Below are 22,753 nucleotides of genomic sequence, written 5' to 3'. Positions count from 1 at the left end.
GGCTCGGCCACATGTTGAGCGAGGGTGAGCCGCTGCCTCTACGGTGTCCGCGGGAAGGTTCACCGATCGGCTCGGAGATGCCATGGCGCCGCAGATGAAGTTGGCCGCGATCACCCTCGACTGCCCTGACCCGCTGGCTCTGGCGGCGTTCTATCAGCAGGCCACCGGTCTTGAGGTCCACCCGGATACGGATGCCGACTTCGCGGGTCTCAACCGTGAGGACGGCCTCTTCATCGGATTCCAGCGGGTCGACGACTACCGGGCGCCGGTCTGGCCCGGCCAGAGCGTTCCCCAGCAGCTGCACCTCTGCTTCGACGTCGCGGACCTGGACGAGGCGGAGGCCCGGCTGCTGGAGCTGGGTGCGGGGAAGCCGGATCACCAGCCTCATGAGGCTGCCAGGGCGCGTGTACTCACCGACCCGGCCGGTCATCCCTTCTGCATCTGCCGGGGCTGATCAGCGTCCTCCCGTGGCCGGCAGAGCCGGCTGGGGCTCTCGGGCCCGCCGGGCCGTCGATCCGCTCTCAGATGAGCGCGTTAAGTACATCGACCCGACTTTGTTCACGCTTTCTTCGACCTCCCCCGGCGGAGGGACCGCCGCCGCCCGCCCGTTACTTCCCCTCCAACGCCTCCGCCAGTACCTCCGCCAGATGCCGTCCCCGCACCCCGCCCAGCTGCTCCAGCTGCGTCCGGCACGAGAAGCCGTCCGCCAGGACCACCGCCCCGTCCGGTGCCTCGCGCACCGCCGGGAGCAGCTGGTCCTCCGCGCAGGCGGCCGACACCTCGTAGTGGCCCTTCTCGAAGCCGAAGTTGCCCGCGAGGCCGCAGCAGCCGCCGCTCAGCTCGCCGGTCAGGCCAGCCGCCTCGCGCAGGCGGCGGTCGGCCGCGTCGCCCAGGACCGCGTGCTGGTGGCAGTGGGTCTGGCCGGTGGCCGGGCGGTCCACGGCGGGCGGTGTCCAGTCGGGGGCGTGGCGCTCCAGGGCCTCCGCGAAGGTCAGCACGCGGGCCGCCAGCCGAGCCGCTCGCGGATCGTCGTGCAGCAGCTCGGGCAGGTCGGTGCGCAGGGCGGCGGCGCAGCTCGGTTCCAGGACGACGACCGGCGCGGACGTCTCCAGCACCGGGGCCATCAGGTCCAGGGTGCGGCGCATCACCGCTCGGGCGCGGTCCAGTTGGCCCGTGGAGACGTACGTCAGGCCGCAGCAGACCCGGCCCCGGCGGGCGGTCAGCAGCGAGGCCGCCGACTTCGACGTACCGTCGCCGATCACGGCGCGTCCCCGCAGCGTCGGCGGCAGCACCACCCGCAGCCCCGCCGCCTCCAGCACCCGTACGGCCGCCCGGCCCACGGAGGGGGAGAGGTGCTCGGTGAAGGTGTCGGGCCACAGGACGACCAGGCCGCCCCCACCAGCCGAAGCCTCACGCCTACGCCACCACCGGCTGAACGTCTCCCCCGCCAGCCGCGGCACCTCCCGCTCCCCCGCGATGCCGCCCAGCCGTTTCGCCACCGCCGCCAACGGCCGTACGGAGGCAAGCGCGTTGACGACCGGCGCCACCCGCGCCCGCGCCGCCCACCGCAGCCACACCGGCAGCCACCCCATCGCGTAGTGGGCGGCGGGACGGCGGCGGCCCGCGTAGTGGTGGTGCAGGAACTCCGCCTTGTACGTGGCCATGTCGACCTCGACCGGGCAGTCGGAGCGGCAGCCCTTGCAGGACAGGCACAGGTCGAGGGCGTCACGGACCTCCGTGGAGCGCCAGCCGTCGGTCACCAGCTCGCCGGCGAGCATCTCGTGCAGCAGCCGGGCACGTCCGCGCGTGGAGTGCTCCTCGTCTCCCGTCGCCCGGAACGACGGGCACATCACCCCGGAGCCGGACACCGACGTCGTACGGCACTTGGCGACGCCGACGCAGCGGCGTACCGCCGCCGAGAAGTCGCCGCCGTCGGACGGGTAGCCGAAGGCGACGTCCACCGGCTCGCGCGGCAGGACGGAGAAGCGGAGGTTCGCGTCGAGCGGGGCCGGGCGGACCAGCATGCCCGGGTTGAGGAGGTCGTCCGGGTCCCAGACGGCCTTCGCGCGCTCGAAGAGGGCGACGGTCTCCTGCCCGTACATCCTCGGCAGCAACTCCGCCCGCGCCTGGCCGTCCCCGTGCTCCCCGGAGAGGGAGCCGCCGTGCGCCACGACCAGGTCGGCCAGTTCCTCCGAGAAGCGGCGGAAGCGGGCGATGCCGGCGTCCGTCAGCAGGTCGAAGTCGACGCGTACGTGGATGCAGCCGTCGCCGAAGTGCCCGTACGGCGTGCCGCGCAGGTCGTGGGCGGACAGCAGGCCCCGGAAGTCACGCAGGTAGGCGCCCAGCCGCTCCGGCGGCACCGCGCAGTCCTCCCAGCCGGGCCACGCCTCCGAGCCGTCCGGCATCCGCGTCGCCGTACCGCTCGCGTCCTCCCGGATCCGCCACAGCGTCCGCTGTCCGGCCGGGTCGGTCACCACCAGCGCGTCCACGACATCGGCCGCACGCACGACCGCCTCCGCACGCGCGCGTGCCTGTGCCGCCGACTCGCCGCCCGTCTCCACGAACAGCCACGCCCCGCCCCGGGGGAGCAGGGCCGCGGCCGAATCCGGCACCAGGTCCGCCGCCATGCCCTCCACCGTCAGCGGGCCCAGCGGCAGCAGTCCGGCCGCCGCCTCGGCCGCTCCGGCCTCGTCGGCGTAGCCGAGCACCGCCAGCGCACGCGCGCGCGGTGCCTCGACCAGCCGGACCTCCGCCTCGGTCAGCACGCCCAGCGTGCCCTCCGAACCGCAGAAGGAGCGGGCGACGTCCGCGCCCCGCTCCGGCAGCAGCGCGTCCAGCGCGTAGCCGGAGATGCGTCGGGGCAGGTCGGGGAAGCCGGTGCGCAGGCGCGCCAGGTCGCCGTCGACCAGCTCGCGCAGGCCCTCCGGCGCGCCTGCCCACTCCCGCCCGAGCCGCAGCCGCTTCCCCCGCGCGGTGAGCACCGTCAGCTCGCGCACGCTGTCCGCCGTCGTGCCCCACGCCACCGAGTGGGAGCCGCACGAGTTGTTGCCGATCATCCCGCCGAGCGTGCACCGGCTGTGGGTGGAGGGGTCGGGGCCGAAGCGCAGGCCGTGCGGGGCGGCGGCGTCCTGGAGGCGGTCGAGGACCAGGCCGGGCTGGACGACCGCCGTGCGGGCATCGGGGTCGAGGGAGACCAGCCGGTTCATGTGCCGGGTGAAGTCCAGGACGACACCCGTGCCGGTCGCCTGCCCCGCGATCGACGTACCCCCGCCCCGCGCCACGACCGGCACCGCGTGCGTCCGGCACACCTCCAGTACGGCGGCCACGTCGTCGGCGTCCCTCGGCGCCACCACGCCGAGCGGGACCCGCCGGTAGTTGGACGCGTCCATGGTCGTCAGGGCCCGGGAGGTGACGTCGAATCCGACCTCGCCCCGGACGGCCTTGCGCAGTGCTGCCTCCAGATCGGTCATGCGTCCAGGATGGGGTCTTGTAGCTCGGCACAGGTCCGCGAGACGGAGAATCTCGTCTCATCGGACGGACATCTCCCCGTTCGGTTTCGCCCAGGGGCTACGCTCCCGCTCGTGGCTGAGATCCAGATTCCTGCTGACATCAAGCCCGCGGACGGTCGATTCGGCGCGGGTCCCTCCAAGGTGCGGGTTCAGGCGCTGGACGCCCTGGCCGCCACCGGTACGTCCCTGCTCGGCACCTCCCACCGCCAGGCCCCGGTCAAGAACCTGGTCGGCAAGGTCCGTGAGGGCATCCGCGAGCTGTTCCGGCTCCCCGACGGTTACGAGGTGATCCTCGGCAACGGCGGCTCCACCGCGTTCTGGGACGTCGCGACCCACGGCCTGATCGAGAACAGGTCGCAGCACCTGAGCTTCGGCGAGTTCTCCTCCAAGTTCGCCAAGGCCGCGAAGCTCGCCCCCTGGCTGGCCGAGCCGACCGTCGTCTCCTGTGACCCGGGCACGCACCCCGAGGCGCGGGCCGAGGCCGGCGCGGACGTGTACGCGTTCACCCACAACGAGACCTCGACCGGCGTCGCCATGCCCATCAAGCGGGTCGCCGGCGCCGACGAGGGCTCCCTCGTGCTGGTCGACGCGACCTCCGGGGCCGGTGGCCTGCCCGTGGACATCGCCGAGACCGACGTCTACTACTTCGCCCCGCAGAAGTCCTTCGCCTCCGACGGCGGCCTGTGGATCGGCGTCTTCTCCCCGGCCGCGATCGAGCGCGCCGAGCGGATCCACGCGAGCGGCCGGCACGTCCCGGAGTTCTTCTCGCTGCCGACCGCGATCGACAACTCCCGCAAGAACCAGACGTACAACACCCCGGCGCTGGCCACCCTGTTCCTCCTGGGCGAGCAGCTGGACTGGATGAACGGCCAGGGCGGCCTGGACTTCACCACCGGCCGCACCAAGGACTCCTCGTCCCGCCTGTACGCCTGGGCGGAAGAGTCCAAGTACGCCACCCCGTTCGTCTCGGACCCGGCCAAGCGCTCGCAGGTCATCGGCACGATCGACTTCTCCGAGGACATCGACGCCGCCGCCGTCGCCAAGGTGCTGCGCGCCAACGGCGTCGTCGACACCGAGCCGTACCGCAAGCTGGGCCGCAACCAGCTGCGCGTCGCGATGTTCCCGGCGATCGACCCGGCGGACGTCGAGGCGCTGACCAAGTGCGTCGACTACGTGATCGAGAAGCTGTAGCGACAGCGGTCGTACGACGAGGGGCGCCCGGCGAATCGCCGGGCGCCCCTCGTCGCTTCCCCGCCCCTACCGGCTGAGCCGCTGGAAGCGTCGCACCGCCAGCGGCAGGAAGATCGCCGTCAGCACCACCGGCCACACGCCCGCCATCAGCAGCGAGTGCTGTTCCACCCACGAGTCGCCGCCGCCGACCGGCGTGCCGAACAGCTCGCGGGCGGCCGCCGCCGTGGACGAGATGGGGTTCCAGGCGGCCACCCAGCCCAGCCAGTCGGGCATGAGCTGCGGGGCGACGAAGATGCTGGAGATCATCGTCAGCGGGAAGGCGACCGCGAACAGGCCGCCCGCCGCCTCCGGGTTGGGGACCAGCAGGCCGAGCCACACCCCGAGCCAGATCAGCGCGAACCGCAGCCACAGCAGCAGCCCGAACGCGGCCAGGAAGCCCCAGCCGCCGTCCGGACGCCAGCCCATGGCCAGCGCCGTCAGCACCAGGATCGTCAACTCGGCGCAGGCGACGACCAGATCGGTCACCCCGCGTCCGGCCACCACCGCGGACGACGCCATCGGCATGGAGCGGAACCGGTCGATGACGCCCTTGGTGGAGTCGTACACGACGACGGTCGCCGTGTTGATGAAGCCGAACGCCATGGTCATCACGAACATGCCCGGCATCAGGAAGTCCTTGTAGTCCCCGCCGCCCGGCACGGTCATCGCACTGCCGAAGACATAGCCGTAGAGGAGGACGGACAGGATCGGGAAGCCGAGCTGCCAGGCGATGTTGACGGGCTGACGCTTGTAGTGGGTCAGGCCGCGGCGGACGATGTTGCCGCAGTCGGCGATCGCCCAGTACAGCCGCCCGCGGTCACGAGGGCCTCCCGTGGTCAGGTCGAGGGCGCTCACGCCGCCACCTCCTGCTTCTCAGCACTCGTACGGTGTCCGGTCAGGCGCAGGAACACGTCGTCGAGGCTCGGCCTGCGCAGCCCGATGTCCTCCACCCGGACCCCCTCGTCCTGAAGGGTGCGCGCCACCTCGGTCAGCGCGGACACCCGGTCGGTGACCGGAGCGTGCACCCGCAGCGCCACCTCGTCGGTCTCGGGCTCACCGTCGCAGACGCGGGCGACCACCTTCACCACCCTCGGTATCTCGGCCCGCTCGGCGACCACGACCTCGACGCGGTCGCCGCCGACCAGGTTCTTCAGCCCGTCCGGGGTGTCGTCGGCGATGGCCCGGCCCTGGTCGATGACGGTGATGCGGGAGGCGAGCTTGTCGGCCTCCTCCAGGTACTGCGTGGTCAGCAGCACGGTCGTGCCGCTCGCCACCAGCGCGCGGACGGAGTCCCAGACCTCGCCGCGGCTGCGGGGGTCGAGGCCCGTCGTCGGCTCGTCCAGGAACAGCACGGACGGCGCGAGGATCATCGACGCGGCGAGGTCGAGGCGGCGCCGCATGCCGCCGCTGTACTTGCCGACGCCCAGGTCGGCGGCGCCGGTCAGGTCGAACTGCTCCAGCAGCTCGACGGCCCGGGCACGGGCCCGCCCGCCGCCCAGGTGGAACAGGCGCCCGAACATCTCCAGGTTCTGCCGGCCGGTGAGCACCTCGTCCACGGCCGCGTACTGGCCGGTGAGGCCGATCCGCGCCCGTACCTCGCGCGCCTGCCGGGCGACGTCGAGGCCGGCCACCTCGGCCCGTCCCCCGTCCAGCCTCAGCAGCGTGGACAGGATGCGCACGGCGGTGGTCTTGCCGGCGCCGTTCGGCCCGAGCAGGCCGTGCACGGTGCCCTCGCGGACGGTCAGGTCGAAGCCGTCGAGGGCGCGTTTGTCGCCGTACCGCTTCTCCAGTCCCTCGGCCCGTACCGCGTGTGCGTCGCTCATGGGTCCCCCTTCACTCCTTAACTGAGTACACCGTACCCGATTGCGCGTACACCGTACCCAGTTTATTTTCGCGGATTTAAACTGACCCCATGGCAAGCGGTACGGAGAGCAGCGGCAGCGGTGACATCGGCCGCACCCTCGATCTGTTGTGGGACACCGGCAGGCGGCCCAGCCGGGGGCCCAGACCCGGCCTGACGCTGGAGCGGATCGTGGAGGTCGCCGTCGAGGTCGCGGACCGCGACGGGCTCGGCGCGGTCTCGATGCGCCGGATCGCCACCGAACTGGGCACCGGGACCATGTCCCTGTACCGCTACGTCCCCGGCAAGGGCGAGCTGATCGACCTGATGCTGGACCGTGTGCAGCGCACGTCACAGGAGCCCGGCGACCTCGGCGACGGCGACTGGCGCTCGGCGCTGGAGGCGCTCGGCCGCGCCACCCTCGCCCTCTACCGCCGCCACACCTGGCTGCTGGAGGTCAACCAGTCCCGCCCGGTCCTCGGCCCGAGCACCCTGGACGGCATGGAGAAGGTGCTCACCCGGATCAAGCCGATGGGCCTCACCGACCCCGAGCTGGTGTCGGCGATCATCATGATCGACGGGTATGTCGTCGGCGCCGCCCGCACGCAGGTGCACGGGGAGGAGGCCGAGCGCAGTTCCGGGCTGACGGACGCGCAGTTCTGGCAGGCCCAGGAGCCGGTGCTGGTGAAAGCCATGACCAGCGGGCGCTACCCCGTCCTGGCCTCCCTCACCGAGGACGCCTTCGGCACGGGCTTCGACCACTTCGAGTTCGGGCTGCAGCGCATCCTGGACGGGCTGGAGGTCCTGGTGGCCGCGCGGCGCGCGGCGGACGGTTCCGCCGGCTCAGCTACGCCGGAAGAGCCGTCGTAGCCCGAAGAACACGGCGGCGCACGCGACGACCAGGCCGACCGCCCCGACCTTGAGAGTGTCCCCGCCCGACCCGTCGGACCCCGCGGAGTCCTCACCCAAGGCTCCGGAGCCGCCGCCTCCCGACTCGCCGCCGCTCCCGGGCGCGTCCTCGGCCTTCACGGGGCTGCTCTCACCTTCCATGCCGAGCAGCAGCTTCTCGCCGTCGGTGGTGTAGGTGACGGACTCGCCCTGCCCGAGCGGCACGCTGATCCGCCCCTTGCGCTGGATCTTCCCGCCGTTCCAGTCGTACCAGATGCCGCCGAGATAGCCGCGCACGCCGAGCCGCTCGCCGTCCGGGGAGAAGGCGGCGTCGGTGGCCCAGAGCTCGACGGGGGCGGCGCGCCGGAAGACGTTGGTACCGGAGGCGGACAGCTTCTCCGGGCCCTCGTACAGGTGCCCGCCGTCCTCCTTCTTGTCGATGATGTAGACCCGCCCGGTCTTCGGGTGGACGACCATCGACTCCGCGTCGCGGGCGCCGTCCGCGTACTTCACGACGTACTGCGTCGCCTCGACCGTCTGGTCCTTGAGCTCCTTCGGCTCGGGCAGCTCGTAGATCCACACGTGCGGCCAGGTGCCGCCGAGGTTGTCGCCGATGTCGCCGACGAAGATCCGGTTGCCCGGCCCGACGGAGATCGCCTCGACGTCCCGGGGCGAGCCGACGCCGGTGAGCGCGACGCGGGCGACGGTCTCGCCGGTGGAGCCGTCCACGGCGTAGAGGTACGGCCCGTTGTCCTGGTCGTTGTGGGTCCAGTAGACGCCGGGGTGCAGACGCGAGGCGGCGAGCCCGCTGGACTCGGTGATGCGCGGGTCCTTGATCGTGAAGCCGTCGCTCCCGGCGACCCCGTCGGCGGCGGAGGCGGGCGCGGCGAACGCGCCCACGAGAAGGGCCGAGGCGAGGAGGGCGAAAGATCGGCGCATGCGCCAAGACTGCCATCCCGAGCGGGCGTTCACGGCGCGGGCCTCCCCAGGTGGCCGGGCTCACATCGCGCCGGCCAGGCCGATCATCCATGATGAGCGGATGCTCAGGTTCATGTTTGTCGGTGACTCCATGACGATCGGGAGCGCGGGCGAACACACGTGGCGCTACCGGATGTGGCGACACCTGCGCGACTCCCACGGCCGCCCCTTCGCGTTCGTCGGCCCCCGCGAGACGCTGCACGACCGGTCGACGGACGCCCCCACCTCGTACGCCTACGCCGACCCCGACTTCCCCCGCGCCCACCTGGCCGGCTGGGGCGAGGGCTGGCACCACATGGCCCCGCTGATCGGCGAGACGGTACGGACCTGCCGCGCGGACGTCCTCCTGGTCTCCCTGGGCCTGATCGACCTCGGCTTCTACACGAACGCGGAGCAGACGGCCGACAACGTCCGGGCCTTCGTCGCCGAGGCGCGCTCGGCCAACCCGCGCGTACGCATGGCCGTGATGCCGGTGATCCCGAACATCCGGGTGGAGACCGACGCGTCCTTCGCCGAGCAGGTCACCCGCTTCAACGAACTCCTCGCAAAGACCACCGCCGACCTCGACGAACCCGGCTCCTCGCTGCTCCTGGTCCCGCCGCCGGTGTCGTACGACTTCCACACGGACACGTACGACGGCACGCATCCCAACGAGAGCGGCGAGCACAAGATCGCGGAGGCCTTCGCGGAGGCGATGGACGAGGCGTGGGGGCTGGGCGGGCCCTACTCCCCCACCCCGTAGGCCGCCTCCCCCGCCCCGTGGGCCGACCGGATCGCCCGGACCGCCCGGGCCAGGTGGTCGGTACTGTCCCGCTCTGGCATATGCGCGTCCTCCCGTGCCCTGGGTGCCGTGCGTATCGTTGTACCGCGCGGCTGTACTCGTCCACGAGGGCAGCCGGAAGGAACGAGATGCTCGACACCAACACCCGGCGGTTGGGCGCGTGGTCCGAGCAGCTGGAGCGGGTGCCGCTCGCCGAGAGATTCAGGGTCGAAGTCGTCGGCGGCAACGTCCACATGACACCGCAGCGAACCGTTCCGGGCAGGAGCTGGACCTCACCGGCACCGTCCTCGGCCTCACCCTCAGGACGGACACCTTCCCCCGCGACTGACCGCACGGACCGCTTGCCTGGAGTGCACTCCAAGTCGTTGGCTTGGGGACCATGAAGTACACGCAGCTCGGACGCACAGGACTCAAGGTCAGCCGACTCGTCCTCGGGACCATGAACTTCGGCCCGCAGACCGACGAGGCCGACAGCCACGCGATCATGGACGCGGCGCTGGACGCCGGCATCAACTTCTTCGACACCGCCAACGTGTACGGCTGGGGCGAGAACAAGGGCCGTACCGAGGAGATCATCGGCAACTGGTTCGCCAAGGGCGGCGACCGGCGGGACAGGACCGTCCTGGCCACCAAGGTCTACGGCAACATGGGCGCCGACGGCGAGGCGTGGCCCAACCACGACAAGCTCTCCGCCGTGAACATCCGGCGGGCGGTCGACGCCAGCCTGAAGCGGCTCCGGACGGACCACATCGACCTGTACCAGTTCCACCACATCGACCGCGCCACCGGATTCGACGAGATCTGGCAGGCCATCGACGTACTGGTCCAGCAGGGCAAGATCCTCTACGCCGGGTCCTCGAACTTCCCCGGCTACAAGATCGCCCAGGCCAACGAGACCGCCGCCCGGCGCGGCGGCACCATCGGGCTGGTCAGCGAGCAGTGCCTGTACAACCTGGCCGAGCGCCGCGCCGAGATGGAGGTCATCCCGGCCGCTCAGGACTACGGCCTCGGAGTCATCCCCTGGTCGCCGCTGCACGGCGGGCTGCTCGGCGGGGTCCTGAAGAAGGAGGTGCAGGGCGGACGCCGCGCCTCCGGACGGGCGGCCGACACCCTCGCCGACCCCGCCGGCCGCGCACAGGTCCAGGCCTACGAGGACCTGCTCGACAAGCACGGAGTCGAGCCCGGCGAGGCCGCTCTGGCCTGGCTGCTGACGCGGCCCGGCGTGACCGGCCCGATCGTCGGTCCGCGCACCTCGGAGCAGCTCGCGTCGGCGCTGCGGGCCGTGGAGCTGGAGCTGTCGGACGAGCTGCTGACCGGGCTGGACGAGATCTTCCCGGGGCCGGGCCCTTCACCGGAGGCGTTCGCCTGGTAACGGCATGACCGTGGCGGCGGCCGCCTCACGGCTGCTCAGCCGAGCGCCGCCGCCACCGCCACCACGAGCATCATCACTACGAGCACACCGGCCATGATCCGGTTACGGGTCTTCGGGTCCACGCCCCCGAGCCTAACCGGACGCGCCGAGCGGGATGCGGGCGACCGTCTCGTAACGGGGCTGTTCGCCCGGCACCCCGGACGTCGGCAGGCTGCTGCGCACCAGCGCCAGGCCGGTCACGGTCCAGGAGGGGCCGGTGAAGCCGTCCAGGGCCTCGACGTAGGGGCGTACGTCGAACGCCTCCCGGCTGCGGGCCACCGTCAGGTGGGGTGTGTAGCGGCGGTGCTCCCCCATCGGGACGCCCGCCTTGCGCGCCGCCGACTCCGCGCGGTCGGCCAGCAGCCGCAGGGTGGCGAGATCGCCCTCCGCACCCGCCCACAGAGCCCGCCCGTGCCCGAACTGACCGCCCCCGCGCAGCGCCAGCCCGAAGGGCGCCGTGCGGTGGGCGGCCCGCTCCAGGCGGGCCGACAGGTCCGGTACGAGGTCGTCCTCGACCTCTCCGTAGAAGGCCAGCGTGAAGTGCCACCCCGGGCGACCGGTCCAGCGCAGCCCGTCCGCGCCGGGCAGCCTGCGCAGCGCGGCCACCTCGGTGGCGAGGGCGGCGGTGACGTCGTCCGGGGGCAGTACGGCGGCGAACAGTCTCATGCCGGCCAGTCTCCCTTGGGGAACACGCGTACGTCCGCGCGTGTCCTGGTCACCGTGCGTATCGTTGTACCGCGCGGCTGGGCTCACGTCGAGCGTCGGCCGGGGAGGAGCGCCACGATGACCGTCCTTGACGACAGGATCGAGATGGCCGAGGAGAGCGCCGAGCTGACTCTGGACGTCATGTTCGAGTGGCTCGAGAAGATGCCCGTCCCCGAGGGATACAAGACCGAGATCGTCGGGGGTCACATCTTCATGACGCCGCAGCGGGACACCCACTGGGACATCATCGCGGACATCTATGACCAACTGCGCACCAGGTACCCGCGCAAGCGCGTCAAGTCCGACGTCCGCATGGACTACCCCGGGCATCTCAACGGCTTCGCCTCCGACGTCGTCGCCCTGGCCGAGGGCGCCGAGCGGGACGACAAGGGGCACTGGCTCCCCGCCGACGTGGAGTTCGTCGCCGAGGTCATCTCCAGGAGCACCGCGGGCAACGACTACGGCCCCAAGAAGGACACCTACGCGGCCGCCGGAGTGCCGGTGTACCTGATCGTGGACCCGTACGCCGGCGAGTGGCACCTGCACACCCTGCCGCAGGACGGCAAGTACCACGGCTCCGTCAGCTTCGGTTTCGGCGAGGACGTCGACCTGACCGGCACCGTCGTCGGCCTCGCGCTCAGGACCGACGACTTCCCCCGCGACTGACCCGGGGACCGGTCCTGCGGGCCGCGCGCACCCGGGCCCGGACCGGCTACGCCGCCGGCGCCAGCTCCTCGCGCCGCTCGCGTGGCACGAACCGCACCTGCGGGTGCCCCCGGTGCCAGCCCACCGACAGGCGCAGGTTGCCGACGCGGGCCAGGACCAGGCCGATGACGAGCGCGGCGGTCGCCGCCACCGCGCCCCCCGCGGCGAGGCCGGCCCGGGCGCCGTAGGTGTCCGTGACCCAGCCGACGATCGGGGCGCCGACCGGTGAGCCGCCGAGGAAGACCATCATGTACAGGGCCATCACACGGCCCCGCATGGCCGGATCGGTGGACATCTGGATGCTGGTGTTGGCGGTGACGTTCACCGTCATGCTGAAGACGCCTATCGGGACCATCAGCAGCGCGAACAGCCACAGCTCGGGTGCCGTCGCCGCCACGATCTCCAGGGTGCCGAAGGCGAGCGCCGCCGCGATCAGGACGCGCAGCCGCGCGGTGCCGCGCCGGGCGGCGAGCAGGGCACCGGCCAGCGAGCCGACCGCCATGAGGGTGTTGAAGAGGCTGTAGGCACCGGCCCCCGCGTCGAAGACGTCGTCGGCGAAGGCGGACAGGAAGACCGGGAAGTTGAAGCCGAAGGTGCCGATGAATCCGACCAGGGTGATGGTCCAGATCAGCTCGGGGCGGCCGGCGACGTAGTGCAGGCCCTCGCGCAGCTGTCCCTTGCCGCGCGGGGCGCGCTCGACGGCGTGCAGTTCGCGGGCGCGCATCAGCAGCAGGCAGGTCAGCGGTGCGACGAAGGACAGGCCGTTGGCGAGGAACGCCCAGCCGGTGCCCACACCGGTGATCATCAGGCCGGCGACGGCGGGGCCGACCAGCCGGGCGGACTGGAAGTTGGCCGAATTGAGGCTGACGGCGTTCTGCAGCTGGTCGCGGCCGACGAGCTCGGCGACGAAGGACTGGCGGGCCGGGTTGTCGACGACGGTGGCCAGGCCCATCGCGAAGGCGGCGACGTAGACGTGCCAGACGTCGACGTGGCCGGTCAGGGTGAGGACGGCGAGGAAGAGCGCGGTCAGGGCCATCGCGGACTGGGTGACCAGCAGCGTGGGCCGCTTGCGCAGGCGGTCGACGAGGACACCGCCGTAGAGGCCGAAGAGCAGCATCGGCAGGAACTGCAGGGCCGTGGTGATACCGACGGCGGCCGAGGAGCCGGTGAGGCTGAGCACCAGCCAGTCCTGGGCGATGCGCTGCATCCAGGTGCCGACGTTGGAGACGACCTGGCCCAGGAAGAACAGGCGGTAGTTCCTGACCTTCAGGGAGGCGAACATCGACGTCCGACGCGGGGCGTCGGGGGTGGTCGGGTCGTCGTGGCCGTCGGGTGCGGGGGCGGAAGCTGCTCCGGATCCCGTACTCAAAAGGGTTCGCCTCCTCGCGAATGCTTACACGTGCGCCAGCTTCTCGAGCACCGGGGCGGCGGCGCGCAGTTTCGCCCACTCGTCCTCGTCGAGTCCCTCGACCAGCGTGGCCAGGAACGCGTTCCGCTTGCGGCGGCTCTCCTCGAGCATGACCACCGCCTGCTCGGTCTGCGTCACGACCTTCTGGCGCCGGTCCTCGGGGTGCGGCTCCAGTCGGACCAGTCCCTTGGCCTCCAGGAGCGCCACGATGCGGGTCATCGAGGGCGGCTGGACGTGTTCCTTGCGGGCGAGCTCGCCCGGGGTCGCGCTGCCGCAGTTGGACAGGGTGCCCAGCACCGACATCTCGGTCGGACTGAGCGACTCGTCGACGCGCTGGTGCTTGAGCCGACGGGACAGCCGCATCACGGCGGAGCGCAGGGAGTTCACGGCGGCGGCGTCGTCGCCATGCTTGAGGTCCGGCATGTTCCTTAGCGTAACTCATTAGTCTCGCGAAATACCACCGGCCATCCGCCCGCGTGCCCGTGACGCCCGCCACTGAAACTCATAGTTCACCCGTACGAGTGAGCTGTTTCCGGAAACCGGAGCATCACCCGGTCGGCGGGGGCGACCCTCGTGCGCATGGGGACCAGTGTGCTCAGCCTGCGGATGGACGGGGAGCTGCTCGACCGGCTCCGGCACCATGCGGCGAAAAGGGGAATGAGCGTCCAGGACTATGTCGTCCGGACGCTCATTCGGGATGACTTCGACGAGCGGTTCCAGTCCGCCGTGGAGGAGACGGAGCGGTTCTACGGGGTCACGTGAGCCCTGCCGGTCAGGTGAGACCCAGCGCCGGCATCAGGTAGTAGAAGGCGAAGACCGCGGACACCGCGTACATGGTGACCGGGACCTCCCGGCCCCGCCCGGCGGCCAGGCGCAGCACCGAGAAGGTGATGAAGCCCATGCCGATGCCGTTGGTGATCGAGTAGCTGAACGGCATCATCAGCATCGTCACGAAGGCCGGGATGGCGATCGTGAAGTCGGACCAGTCGATCTCCCTGATGGAGCCGGCCAGGATCAGGAAGCCGACCGCGACCAGCGCCGGAGTGGCCGCCTGGGACGGCACCATCGTGGCGACCGGCGTCAGGAACAGCGCCACGGCGAACAGCGCACCGCTGACGATGTTCGCGAAGCCGGTGCGCGCGCCCTCGCCGACGCCGGCCGTGGACTCCACGAAGCAGGTCGTCGCCGACGCGGAGCTGGCGCCGCCCGCGGCGACCGCGATGCCGTCGACGAACAGGACCTTGTTGATGCCCGGCATCTGTCCCTCGCCGTCGGTCAGCTTCGCCTCGTCGCCGACCGCCATGATCGTGCCCATCGCGTCGAAGAAGCACGACAGCAGGACGGTGAAGACGAAGAGCACGCCGGTCAGGACGCCGACCTTCTCGAACCCGCCGAACAGGCTGACCTCGCCGACCAGGCCGAAGTCGGGGGTGGCGACGGGGTTGCCGGGCCACTCCGGGGTGGTCAGGCCCCAGGAGGGGATGTCGGCGACGGCGTTGATGACCATCGCGACGACGGTCATCACCACGATGGAGATCAGGATCGCGCCGGGGGTCTTGCGGACGATCAGCGCCAGGGTGAGCAGCACGCCGAGGGCGAAGACCAGTACCGGCCAGCCGATCAGATGGCCGCCGGTGCCCAGCTGGAGCGGGACGGTGGTCTGGGCGGCGTCCGGCATCCGGGTGATGAAACCGGAGTCGACGAGGCCGATCAGCATGATGAACAGGCCGATACCGATGGCGATGGCCTTGCGCAGGCCGTAGGGCACGGCGTTCATCACGCGCTCACGCAGGCCGGTGGCGACCAGCAGCATGACGACGAAGCCTGCCAGCACCACCATGCCCATGGCGTCCGGCCAGGACATCCGCGGGGCGAGTTGGAGGGCGACGACGGAGTTCACACCGAGGCCGGCGGCCAGCGCGATCGGGACGTTGCCGATGACGCCCATCAGGAGCGTGGTGAACGCCGCTGTCAGGGCGGTCGCGGTGACCAGCTGACCGTTGTCGAGCTGGTTGCCGTACATGTCCTTCGCGCTGCCCAGGATGATCGGGTTCAGCACGATGATGTAGGCCATCGCGAAGAAGGTGGCCAGACCGCCGCGGATCTCGCGGGACAGCGTGCTGCCGCGCTCGGAGATCTTGAAGTAGCGGTCGAGTCCGTTCTGCGGGGGCCGCCGGTCTTCCGGCGACTCGGGGGACGGGGGGACCTTGGCGGAGGCCGAGGTGGGCATGCGAGGACCTCATCACCAACAGGTTCCCCCACGGCCTTGTTGGTGCTTCCTACGAATGAAAGTGGTCAGAGACAAACGGATTCAGTATGAACGTATGAGCCAGTGATCGCTATCTCCGCGCGTAGATTCGGGGCGGCGCCGCGCGCTGTCGGCGCACCGGCGCCCTGCTCGTAAGCTGTACGCATGACGAAGTGGACACCCACGCACGAGGCGCCGGAGCCCCTGGAGGGCCCCGTGGTGCCCACCATCATCGGCGGCACCGTCCTCTGGTTCGTCCTCTTCCTCGTCCAGCTGCCCTTCTACGGCTGGTTCGACGACCGCGGGCAGACCTGGTGGGTGTGGACCTGCCTGGCCGGCGCCGGGCTCGGGCTGATCGGCATCTGGTACGTCCGCAAGCGCGACGCCGCGCTCAAGCGGATGGCGCGGGACGCGGCCTGACGCCCGTGCCCGGGTCGGGCGAGCCACCCGAGCCCGCCGAGCCACCCCGGTTGCACCTGCTCCGGCCGGATCACGCGCCCGCGCTCCTCGCCTTCGAGCGGGAGAACCGGGCCTGGTTCGCCGCCTCCGTGCCCGACCGGGGCGACGACTTCTTCGCCCGGTTCGACGAGATGCTCCGCGCGCGGCCGGCCGAGCAGGAGGCCGGTCTCAGCTACTTCCACGTGCTGACCGCTCGCGGGGGCGAGGTACTCGGGCGGGCCAACCTGGTCGACGTGGGGGCGGGCGTCGCCGATCTCGGGTACCGGAGCGCCGAGCGGGCCGCCGGGCGGAGCCTGGCCACCCGGGCCGTGCGGGAGCTCTGCGGTCTCGCCGCCCGCACGTGCGGGCTGACCGCGCTGCGGGCCGCGGCCACCCTCGACAACGTGTCCTCGCGGGCCGTCCTGACCCGCACCGGGTTCGTCCGCACCGGGTTCGTCCGCACCGGTGAGACGCGGCTCGACGGGTGCCCTGGTCTGACATACCTGCGCGCCCTGTAGTACCACGGCGCCAGAGGCCGGGCCGGTCCCTCCTACCCGGGTCGGATCTTCCCCGCATTCGGCGAGTGAAGCCGTAAATCCGCCCTTACCGTCGAACGCATGACGCATCTCGACGCGGACGACCGACTCGATCCCGCGGATCCCTTCCACCCGGCCTCCCCGGCGACCGGCCTGACCGCGGCCGGGGTCGCCGAGCGGGTCGCGCGCGGCCAGGTCAACGACGTGCCGGTACGCAGCAGCCGCTCCATGGCCGACATCGTCCGCGCCAACGTCTTCACCCGGTTCAACGCGATCATCGGCGTGCTCTGGGTGATCATGCTGTTCGTCGCGCCGATCCAGGACAGCCTGTTCGGATTCGTGATCCTCGCCAACACCGGCATCGGCATCGTCCAGGAGTGGCGGGCGAAGAAGACCCTCGACTCCCTGGCACTGATCGGCGAGGTCCGCCCGACCGTGCGGCGGGACGGGAGAGCCGCCGAGGTCAGCACCTCGGAGATCGTGCTGGACGACGTCATCGAGATCGGCCCCGGGGACAAGGTCGTCGTCGACGGGGTGTGCGTCGAGGCGGACGGGCTGGAGATCGACGAGTCCCTGCTGACCGGCGAGGCCGACCCGGTCGTCAAGCAGCCGGGGGACCAGGTCATGTCCGGCAGCTTCGTGGTCGCGGGCGGCGGCGCGTTCCGGGCGACCAAGGTGGGACGCGAGGCGTACGCCGCCCAGCTCGCCGAGGAGGCCTCCCGCTTCACGCTGGTCCAGTCCGAGCTGCGCTCCGGCATCTCCACGATCCTGAAGTACGTCACCTGGATGATGGTCCCGACCGCGATCGGCCTGATCCTCAGCCAGCTGGTCGCCGAGGACAACGAGCTGGACGACTCGATCGCGCGGACGGTCGGCGGCATCGTGCCCATGGTCCCGGAGGGCTTGGTCCTGCTCACCTCCGTGGCCTTCGCGATCGGCGTCATCCGGCTCGGCCGCAAGCAGTGCCTCGTCCAGGAACTGCCCGCGATCGAGGGCCTGGCCCGCGTCGACACCGTCTGCCTGGACAAGACCGGCACCCTCACCGAGGGCGGCATGGACGTCACCGAGCTGCGCCCGCTCGGCGGCGCCGACGAGAGCCACGTCCGCACGGTCCTCGGCGCTCTCGGCGAATCCGACCCGCGTCCGAACGCCTCCCTGCAGGCGATCATCGACGCCTACCCGGTCGCCGAAACCGCCGGGGACCGGCGCCGCACCGCATCCCTGCCCTTCTCGTCCGCCCGCAAGTACAGCGGAGCCACCTTCGACGGGGGTGACGGCGCCTCCGGTACGTGGCTGCTGGGCGCACCGGACGTGCTGCTGGCCGAGGACGACCCCGCCCTCGCCGAGACCACGCGGCTCAATGAGCGGGGACTGCGCGTACTGCTGCTCGCCCGCGCCGACCGCGACCTGGACGACCCCGGCGTGGCCGAGGGCGTCACGCCCACCGCCCTGGTCGTCCTGGAGCAGCGGCTGCGCCCGGACGCCGCCGACACCCTGCGCTACTTCGCCGACCAGGACGTCCGCGCCAAGGTCATCTCCGGCGACAACGCGGTGTCGGTCGGCGCGGTCGCGGCGGGGCTCGGACTGTCCGGCGCCGTCGTCGACGCGCGCCGGCTGCCCGCCGGCCGGGAGGAGATGGCCGGGGCGCTCGACGACGGCACGGTCTTCGGCCGGGTCACCCCGCAGCAGAAGCGGGACATGGTGGGCGCGCTCCAGTCGCGCGGCCACACGGTCGCGATGACCGGCGACGGCGTGAACGACGTCCTGGCGCTCAAGGACGCCGACATCGGCGTGGCGATGGGCTCGGGCTCGGAGGCCACCCGGGCGGTCGCGCAGATCGTGCTGCTCAACAACAGTTTCGCCACGCTGCCGTCGGTGGTGGCCGAGGGCCGCCGGGTCATCGGCAACATCACCCGGGTCGCGACGCTCTTCCTGGTGAAGACCGTGTACTCGGTGCTGCTGGCGATCCTGGTGGTCTGCTCGCAGGTCGAGTACCCCTTCCTGCCCCGCCACCTCACCCTGATCTCCACGCTCACCATCGGCGTCCCCGCCTTCTTCCTGGCCCTCGCCCCGAACAAGGAACGGGCCCAGCCCCACTTCGTACGGCGCGTCATGCGGTACGCGATCCCGGGCGGCGTGCTGACCGGGGCGGCGACCTTCACCACGTACCTGGTCGCCCGGCAGCACTACTCCGGTCCGGGGGCGCTGGACGCCGAGACGAGCGCGGCGACGCTGACGCTGTTCCTGATCTCCCTGTGGGTGCTGGCGATCATCGCCCGGCCCTACACCTGGTGGCGCGTGGCGCTGGTGGCGACGATGGGCGCGGGCTTCCTGGTGGTGCTGGTGGTGCCGTGGCTCCAGGACTTCTTCGCTCTGAAGCTGGTGGGCGTGACGATGCCGTGGACCGCCGTCGGCATCGCGGTGGCGGCGGCGGGTGTGCTGGAGCTGCTGTGGAGGTGGGTGGACCGGCGCGTGCCGGCCTAGCCCTTTTTGCCGGGCGGTTCCGGGCGCGGGGGAGGGCCACCCTGCCCGAAACCGTGAACTTTCCGGCCCGAGTGTCCTCGTAGCGCTCATCCGAGCGCTCCGAGGACACTCGACGCACATCGTTCACGTCTGCGAGAAGGTACTAGTCGAACCAGCGGTCCCGCGCCAGCTCCTCCGTGCGGGACTCGTCCTCCAGCAGGGCGGCGACCTCGAAGCGCCGCGGCCACTGGCCGGCCGCCCAGGCGAGCCCGGCGGCGACGCCCTCCAGCGTCGCGGCGTGCAGCGCGCCGTCGTCCGTCAGCCGCCAGTCGATCTCCATACCGCCGACGACCAGCTCCTCGTGTTCCACGTACGACGCCGGGGTTCGCGCCCCGAGCAGCACCCGCACCGGCTCCGGTACGTCGTGCTCGGCGCCCTCGGAGTCCACCTCGCCGGTGACGGACTCGCTCAGCCGCCGCACCTGGAACAGCTCCGCCAGCTCGGCGGCCCGGGCCGGCCGTACGGGCAGCAGCGGTACGCCCGACGTGAAGGGCAGCAGGTCGGGTGAGTCGACCACCACGGCGTCGGCGGCGTCCACCACCTCCACCCGGCCGTCGACCACGGCCCGCACCTCGTCCGGCAGGGTGACCTGCTCGGGGTCCAGCTCGGCCAGCGCGCTGTACAGGGCGTGCAGTTGGGCGGCCGTGACCGGGCGGTCGGGGTCGGCGAGGCGGTCCAGCAGCTCGGCCGCGCCTCCGGGCTCCTCGAGGAGGGCCGCGACGGACGTCCGTACGCCCAGCGCCCGCAACACCTGCTCGTCGTCGAACCCGGCCGCGTCGGCCTCGTCGTACAGGCCCCGCAGCAGCGGGTCGCCGCCCGCCGCGCGCAGACCCGCCGGGCGGCGCCCGCCGAGCACCGGGTGCCCGCGCAGCCACCACGCGGTGTACGGCCGTACGACCTCGTGGGTGCCGTCGTGCAGGAGGACGCGCACGGACTGGACGAGCGCGTCGCGCAGCGGCGGCCGCGACAGCAGGGCGAGGGCCTCGGGCCACCGGTCGTCGTCCACCAGGTCCAGGTCGCGCACGGCGACGATCTCGGTGGCGACCGGCGGTACGGGACTGTCCGGGAAGCGGTCGAGGACGTCCTCGCTCCACACGTCCACGGCGTCCAGCAGGCCCGCGTCGTCCGGCTCGGCGAAGTCGCCCTCGCGGGGCTCCAGTTCGTCCGGGTCGAGTACGACGTCGGTGGCCCGGACCAGGGCGAAGGTGACGAGCACACCGCAGGCGGCCAGGGGCTCCGGCCCCCACTTGCGGGCCAGGTCCGCGTCCACGGAGGCGAGTTCGTCCTCGCGCATGACCTGGGCGAAAGGGCCGCCGGGGAAGACGAGTTCGCCCGCCGGGGAGAGTTCGCCGTCCTCGTCGGGCAGGGCGAGCGCGCCGAGCCAGGGCTCGTCCCCGGCGTCGAGTCCGGCGTCGCGGACCAGGCCGAGGACGGTGTCGGCCAGTTCGTCGGCGTCGAGGGCGTCCTCCTCCCAGTTCGTGCCGCCGTCGTCCTCCAGGGAGGCGGCGACGGCGGCGCGGACCTGCGGAGTGGTGAGGACCGCGCGCGGGGTGGCGGGCAGCGCGCCGAGCTTCTCCAGGAGCCCGTGGGCGGCGTCCGGGTGGGCGACCTTCAGGCCGAGGCGGGTGAGGACCTCGGGGTCGAGGGAGGCGGCGGCCGGGGAGGGCAGGAGCACCTGCCGGGGCCCGATGGTGGTGCGGCCGTCCGCCAGGGGCACGGGCAGCCCGGACAGCCGCTCGGGGTCGACTCCGGCGAGGCTGTCGTACAGCCGCCGCCACCAGCCGGGGGCCTTCTCCAGCCCGGCCAGCCGGTCGATCGCGTCGGTCAGCGGCAGCCGGGCCACGCCCAGGGTGCGCAGCTCGGCACGGCGCTCGAGTCCGGCGGGCAGCAGGGTCGGCAGCACCTCGGCGAGGACCCGCACCGTGTCGGCGCCCGCGCCCTCGACCACCTCGGCGTCGCGGGGCCGCAGGGACTCGGGCAGGTCGGGGTCGTCCTCGCGCGGTTCGGCGGCGGGCGGCAGGAAGGAGGTGCGCGGCAGCCGTTCGAGGATCGCCTGCCGCAGTACGCCGTCCAGCTCGCCCTTGCCCAGCGGGCCGGGCACCAGGTCGATGAGGCCGGCGGTGACCGGCCGCCAGTCGGCGAGCAGCCCGGCGTAGGCGTCCGCCGCCCGCTCCGTCAGGAAGTCGGTCAGCGGGCCGCGCGCGGCGTGCCGGCGGGTGGAGTCCAGCGGGAAGGACGCGATGAGCAGCGCGGGAACGCCGAGGGGCTCGTCACTGGGCGTGGGGGCGTGGACGACGGGACTGGTGCGGGGCCGCGCGGGGCCGCCTTCGGCGTCCACGGGCACCGCCCACGTCACGGACCAGTGGGGGCGCAGCCGTTCCTCCACCGGCCGGTCGGCGAGGAGGTCGGGGGTGAGCGGCCCGTGCGCGGCGGCGGTGCGCCAGCGGGTGACGCCCTCGCGGGAGTCCTCCACCACGGTCAGCGGGCCCTCGGCGCGGCGGGACAGCGTGCGCGTGTCGTCCGCGACCTCGACCACGACCTCCTCCAGGCCGGGCAGGGCGAGGAGCAGGGCGTCGTCCACGGCGTGCAGGAGCCGTTCGGCGAGGTCGGCGGCGGCCGGGTCCCGCAGCGGGAGGATGACGGCCGTGTCGTACGGGGCGGGGGCGGTGCCCTCGGCGGGGAACGGCAGCCGCAGCAGCGGGACGTGCCCGTCGCGGCGCCGGATCTCGTCCCCCAGACCGGGGCTGTGCAGCGCGGTGTCGGCGGCCAGGCCCCGTGCCTCGGCCAGGGACCAGCGCACCCCGCCGTGCCGGCCGACGACGGCGGGCTCGTCGGTGACGGCCAGGACGGCGGCGAAACCGACCCCGAACCGGCCGACCGCGCTGTCCGTGGCGTCCCGCTTCGCGGAGGCGCGCAGGGTGGACAGCGACTCGACGCCGGCCGCGTCCAGCGGGGCACCGGTGTTGGCGGCGACGAGGACCCCGTCGCGCAGGGTCAGCCGGAGCCGGCCGGGCACGCCGGCCCGGGCCGCGGCGTCGGCGGCGTTCTGGGCGAGCTCGACGACCAGCCGGTCCCGGTAGCCGCCGAGGACGAGGTCCTCCTCGGCGTTGGCGTCCTCACGGAACCGGGCCGGGCTCGTCGCCCAGGCGTCCAGCACCCCGCGCCGCAGACGTGCCGTACCGAACGGATCGGCGCCCTCGGCGGCAGGCCGCACGTACATGCTCACGGTGACTCTCCTCATCGACGGACCACGAAGGTACCGCCCCGGTACCCACCCCACGGAACACCGCCCACCGCGACGACATCCCCACCCCGGCACGCACGACCCGCCCCAGCGCCCTCAGTCACCCGACCCCGAACCGGCACACCCCACCCGGGAACACCCCACCCCGGCGCACACACCCCACCCCGGCGCCCTCCCGCCTGGGCGTGCAGGACCCCACTCGGCAATCCCCGCCCCGACGACATCCCCACCTCGGCGTGCGTGACCCGGCTCGACAACACCCCCGCCCCGGCCCGCGTCCCCCGTTCCGGCACGCAGGACCCGTCCCAG

19 protein-coding genes are annotated in these 22,753 nt (G+C 72.3%); 10 read left to right on the top strand and 9 right to left on the bottom strand.

Features of this window, described 5'->3' with window-relative positions; genetic code table 11:
- Nucleotides 1-82 precede the first annotated feature (82 nt).
- Nucleotides 83-454, top strand: a complete 372-nt coding sequence (locus tag QC283_RS33275; protein WP_279565476.1) for a VOC family protein — start codon at nucleotides 83-85, stop codon at nucleotides 452-454.
- A 154-nt stretch (nucleotides 455-608) separates the two neighbouring features.
- Here QC283_RS33275 and QC283_RS33270 read toward each other — a convergent pair whose 3' ends face one another.
- Complete coding sequence (locus tag QC283_RS33270) at nucleotides 609-3,470, bottom strand: FAD-binding and (Fe-S)-binding domain-containing protein (protein WP_279565475.1); 2,862 nt, start codon at nucleotides 3,468-3,470, stop codon at nucleotides 609-611.
- Between the two features lie 111 nt (nucleotides 3,471-3,581).
- On the opposite strand from QC283_RS33270, the gene serC reads away from it, so the two are divergent.
- Nucleotides 3,582-4,700, top strand: a complete 1,119-nt coding sequence (gene serC, locus QC283_RS33265; RefSeq protein WP_279565474.1) for a phosphoserine transaminase — start codon at nucleotides 3,582-3,584, stop codon at nucleotides 4,698-4,700.
- Nucleotides 4,701-4,766: 66 nt separating this feature from the next.
- Here the strand turns inward: serC and QC283_RS33260 are convergent, their stop codons facing one another.
- Together QC283_RS33260 and QC283_RS33255 are read right to left on the bottom strand one after the other, a co-directional pair.
- The gene (locus QC283_RS33260; protein WP_279565473.1) at nucleotides 4,767-5,594 is read right to left on the bottom strand and encodes an ABC transporter permease; all 828 of its coding nucleotides are present in this window, start codon (nucleotides 5,592-5,594) and stop codon (nucleotides 4,767-4,769) included.
- Complete coding sequence (locus tag QC283_RS33255) at nucleotides 5,591-6,562, bottom strand: ATP-binding cassette domain-containing protein (RefSeq protein ID WP_279565472.1); 972 nt, start codon at nucleotides 6,560-6,562, stop codon at nucleotides 5,591-5,593. Before QC283_RS33255 ends, QC283_RS33260 begins: the two co-directional genes overlap by 4 nt.
- A gap of 89 nt (nucleotides 6,563-6,651) precedes the next feature.
- Between QC283_RS33255 and QC283_RS33250 the strand changes: the two genes are divergently transcribed.
- A complete protein-coding gene (locus QC283_RS33250; RefSeq protein WP_279565471.1) occupies nucleotides 6,652-7,449 on the top strand; it encodes a TetR/AcrR family transcriptional regulator in 798 nt (265 codons plus the stop codon).
- On the opposite strand, the gene QC283_RS33245 is transcribed toward QC283_RS33250, so the two are convergent.
- Nucleotides 7,423-8,406 (bottom strand): WD40 repeat domain-containing protein, encoded by a 984-nt coding sequence (locus tag QC283_RS33245; protein WP_279565470.1) that lies wholly within the window; start codon nucleotides 8,404-8,406, stop codon nucleotides 7,423-7,425. The genes QC283_RS33250 and QC283_RS33245 overlap by 27 nt on opposite strands.
- Nucleotides 8,407-8,506: 100 nt before the next feature.
- Between QC283_RS33245 and QC283_RS33240 the strand changes: the two genes are divergently transcribed.
- Both QC283_RS33240 and QC283_RS33230 read left to right on the top strand, forming a co-directional pair.
- Nucleotides 8,507-9,187, top strand: a complete 681-nt coding sequence (locus tag QC283_RS33240) for an SGNH/GDSL hydrolase family protein (protein ID WP_279565469.1) — start codon at nucleotides 8,507-8,509, stop codon at nucleotides 9,185-9,187.
- Nucleotides 9,188-9,605: 418 nt separating this feature from the next.
- On the top strand, nucleotides 9,606-10,598 hold the full coding sequence (locus QC283_RS33230) for an aldo/keto reductase (protein ID WP_279565468.1): 993 nt from the start codon (nucleotides 9,606-9,608) through the stop codon (nucleotides 10,596-10,598).
- A 132-nt stretch (nucleotides 10,599-10,730) separates the two neighbouring features.
- Here the strand turns inward: QC283_RS33230 and thpR are convergent, their stop codons facing one another.
- Complete coding sequence (thpR, locus tag QC283_RS33225) at nucleotides 10,731-11,303, bottom strand: RNA 2',3'-cyclic phosphodiesterase (RefSeq protein ID WP_279565467.1); 573 nt, start codon at nucleotides 11,301-11,303, stop codon at nucleotides 10,731-10,733.
- 117 nt (nucleotides 11,304-11,420) lie between these two features.
- Between thpR and QC283_RS33220 the strand changes: the two genes are divergently transcribed.
- Nucleotides 11,421-12,008: a Uma2 family endonuclease gene (locus QC283_RS33220; protein WP_279565466.1), complete on the top strand. Its 588-nt coding sequence runs from the start codon at nucleotides 11,421-11,423 to the stop codon at nucleotides 12,006-12,008.
- Nucleotides 12,009-12,054: 46 nt separating this feature from the next.
- Here QC283_RS33220 and QC283_RS33215 read toward each other — a convergent pair whose 3' ends face one another.
- Together QC283_RS33215 and QC283_RS33210 are read right to left on the bottom strand one after the other, a co-directional pair.
- Nucleotides 12,055-13,416 carry an MFS transporter gene (locus QC283_RS33215; RefSeq protein ID WP_279565465.1) on the bottom strand — a complete coding sequence of 454 codons (1,362 nt, stop codon included), beginning with the start codon at nucleotides 13,414-13,416 and terminating at the stop codon, nucleotides 12,055-12,057.
- Between the two features lie 24 nt (nucleotides 13,417-13,440).
- Nucleotides 13,441-13,878 carry a MarR family winged helix-turn-helix transcriptional regulator gene (locus QC283_RS33210; protein WP_279565464.1) on the bottom strand — a complete coding sequence of 146 codons (438 nt, stop codon included), beginning with the start codon at nucleotides 13,876-13,878 and terminating at the stop codon, nucleotides 13,441-13,443.
- A 156-nt stretch (nucleotides 13,879-14,034) separates the two neighbouring features.
- Between QC283_RS33210 and QC283_RS33205 the strand changes: the two genes are divergently transcribed.
- Complete coding sequence (locus QC283_RS33205; protein ID WP_055417808.1) at nucleotides 14,035-14,217, top strand: hypothetical protein; 183 nt, start codon at nucleotides 14,035-14,037, stop codon at nucleotides 14,215-14,217.
- Nucleotides 14,218-14,227: 10 nt separating this feature from the next.
- Here the strand turns inward: QC283_RS33205 and QC283_RS33200 are convergent, their stop codons facing one another.
- The gene (locus QC283_RS33200; RefSeq protein ID WP_279565463.1) at nucleotides 14,228-15,685 is read right to left on the bottom strand and encodes an NCS2 family permease; all 1,458 of its coding nucleotides are present in this window, start codon (nucleotides 15,683-15,685) and stop codon (nucleotides 14,228-14,230) included.
- Nucleotides 15,686-15,868: 183 nt separating this feature from the next.
- Here QC283_RS33200 and QC283_RS33195 point away from each other — a divergent pair, with 183 nt between their 5' ends.
- From QC283_RS33195 to QC283_RS33185, 3 genes are all read left to right on the top strand, one after another.
- Complete coding sequence (locus QC283_RS33195; RefSeq protein ID WP_279565462.1) at nucleotides 15,869-16,123, top strand: DUF2530 domain-containing protein; 255 nt, start codon at nucleotides 15,869-15,871, stop codon at nucleotides 16,121-16,123.
- Between the two features lie 50 nt (nucleotides 16,124-16,173).
- Complete coding sequence (locus QC283_RS33190) at nucleotides 16,174-16,659, top strand: GNAT family N-acetyltransferase (protein ID WP_279565461.1); 486 nt, start codon at nucleotides 16,174-16,176, stop codon at nucleotides 16,657-16,659.
- 99 nt (nucleotides 16,660-16,758) lie between these two features.
- Nucleotides 16,759-19,161: an HAD-IC family P-type ATPase gene (locus QC283_RS33185; RefSeq protein WP_279565460.1), complete on the top strand. Its 2,403-nt coding sequence runs from the start codon at nucleotides 16,759-16,761 to the stop codon at nucleotides 19,159-19,161.
- Nucleotides 19,162-19,303: 142 nt separating this feature from the next.
- On the opposite strand, the gene QC283_RS33180 is transcribed toward QC283_RS33185, so the two are convergent.
- Entirely contained in the window at nucleotides 19,304-22,426 is a 3,123-nt protein-coding gene (locus QC283_RS33180) for a sacsin N-terminal ATP-binding-like domain-containing protein (RefSeq protein WP_279565459.1), read from the bottom strand.
- Between the last annotated feature and the right edge of the window lie 327 nt (nucleotides 22,427-22,753).

It is taken from the genome of Streptomyces sp. DH41 (genome assembly GCF_029813785.1).
Classification (GTDB): Bacteria; Actinomycetota; Actinomycetes; order Streptomycetales; family Streptomycetaceae; genus Streptomyces.
Note: the sequence above shows the minus strand (reverse complement) of the source record. Positions and strands in the feature narration are given on the sequence as shown.

Coding starts and splice junctions, on each gene's coding strand:
- QC283_RS33275 (WP_279565476.1), top strand. CDS start 83: ATGGCGCCGCAGATGAAGTTGGCCGCGATCACCCTCGACTGCCCTGAC.
- QC283_RS33270 (WP_279565475.1), bottom strand. CDS start 3,470: ATGACCGATCTGGAGGCAGCACTGCGCAAGGCCGTCCGGGGCGAGGTC.
- QC283_RS33255 (WP_279565472.1), bottom strand. CDS start 6,562: ATGAGCGACGCACACGCGGTACGGGCCGAGGGACTGGAGAAGCGGTAC.
- QC283_RS33250 (WP_279565471.1), top strand. CDS start 6,652: ATGGCAAGCGGTACGGAGAGCAGCGGCAGCGGTGACATCGGCCGCACC.
- QC283_RS33245 (WP_279565470.1), bottom strand. CDS start 8,406: ATGCGCCGATCTTTCGCCCTCCTCGCCTCGGCCCTTCTCGTGGGCGCG.
- QC283_RS33240 (WP_279565469.1), top strand. CDS start 8,507: ATGCTCAGGTTCATGTTTGTCGGTGACTCCATGACGATCGGGAGCGCG.
- QC283_RS33230 (WP_279565468.1), top strand. CDS start 9,606: ATGAAGTACACGCAGCTCGGACGCACAGGACTCAAGGTCAGCCGACTC.
- thpR (WP_279565467.1), bottom strand. CDS start 11,303: ATGAGACTGTTCGCCGCCGTACTGCCCCCGGACGACGTCACCGCCGCC.
- QC283_RS33220 (WP_279565466.1), top strand. CDS start 11,421: ATGACCGTCCTTGACGACAGGATCGAGATGGCCGAGGAGAGCGCCGAG.
- QC283_RS33210 (WP_279565464.1), bottom strand. CDS start 13,878: ATGCCGGACCTCAAGCATGGCGACGACGCCGCCGCCGTGAACTCCCTG.
- QC283_RS33205 (WP_055417808.1), top strand. CDS start 14,035: ATGGGGACCAGTGTGCTCAGCCTGCGGATGGACGGGGAGCTGCTCGAC.
- QC283_RS33200 (WP_279565463.1), bottom strand. CDS start 15,685: ATGCCCACCTCGGCCTCCGCCAAGGTCCCCCCGTCCCCCGAGTCGCCG.
- QC283_RS33195 (WP_279565462.1), top strand. CDS start 15,869: ATGACGAAGTGGACACCCACGCACGAGGCGCCGGAGCCCCTGGAGGGC.
- QC283_RS33185 (WP_279565460.1), top strand. CDS start 16,759: ATGACGCATCTCGACGCGGACGACCGACTCGATCCCGCGGATCCCTTC.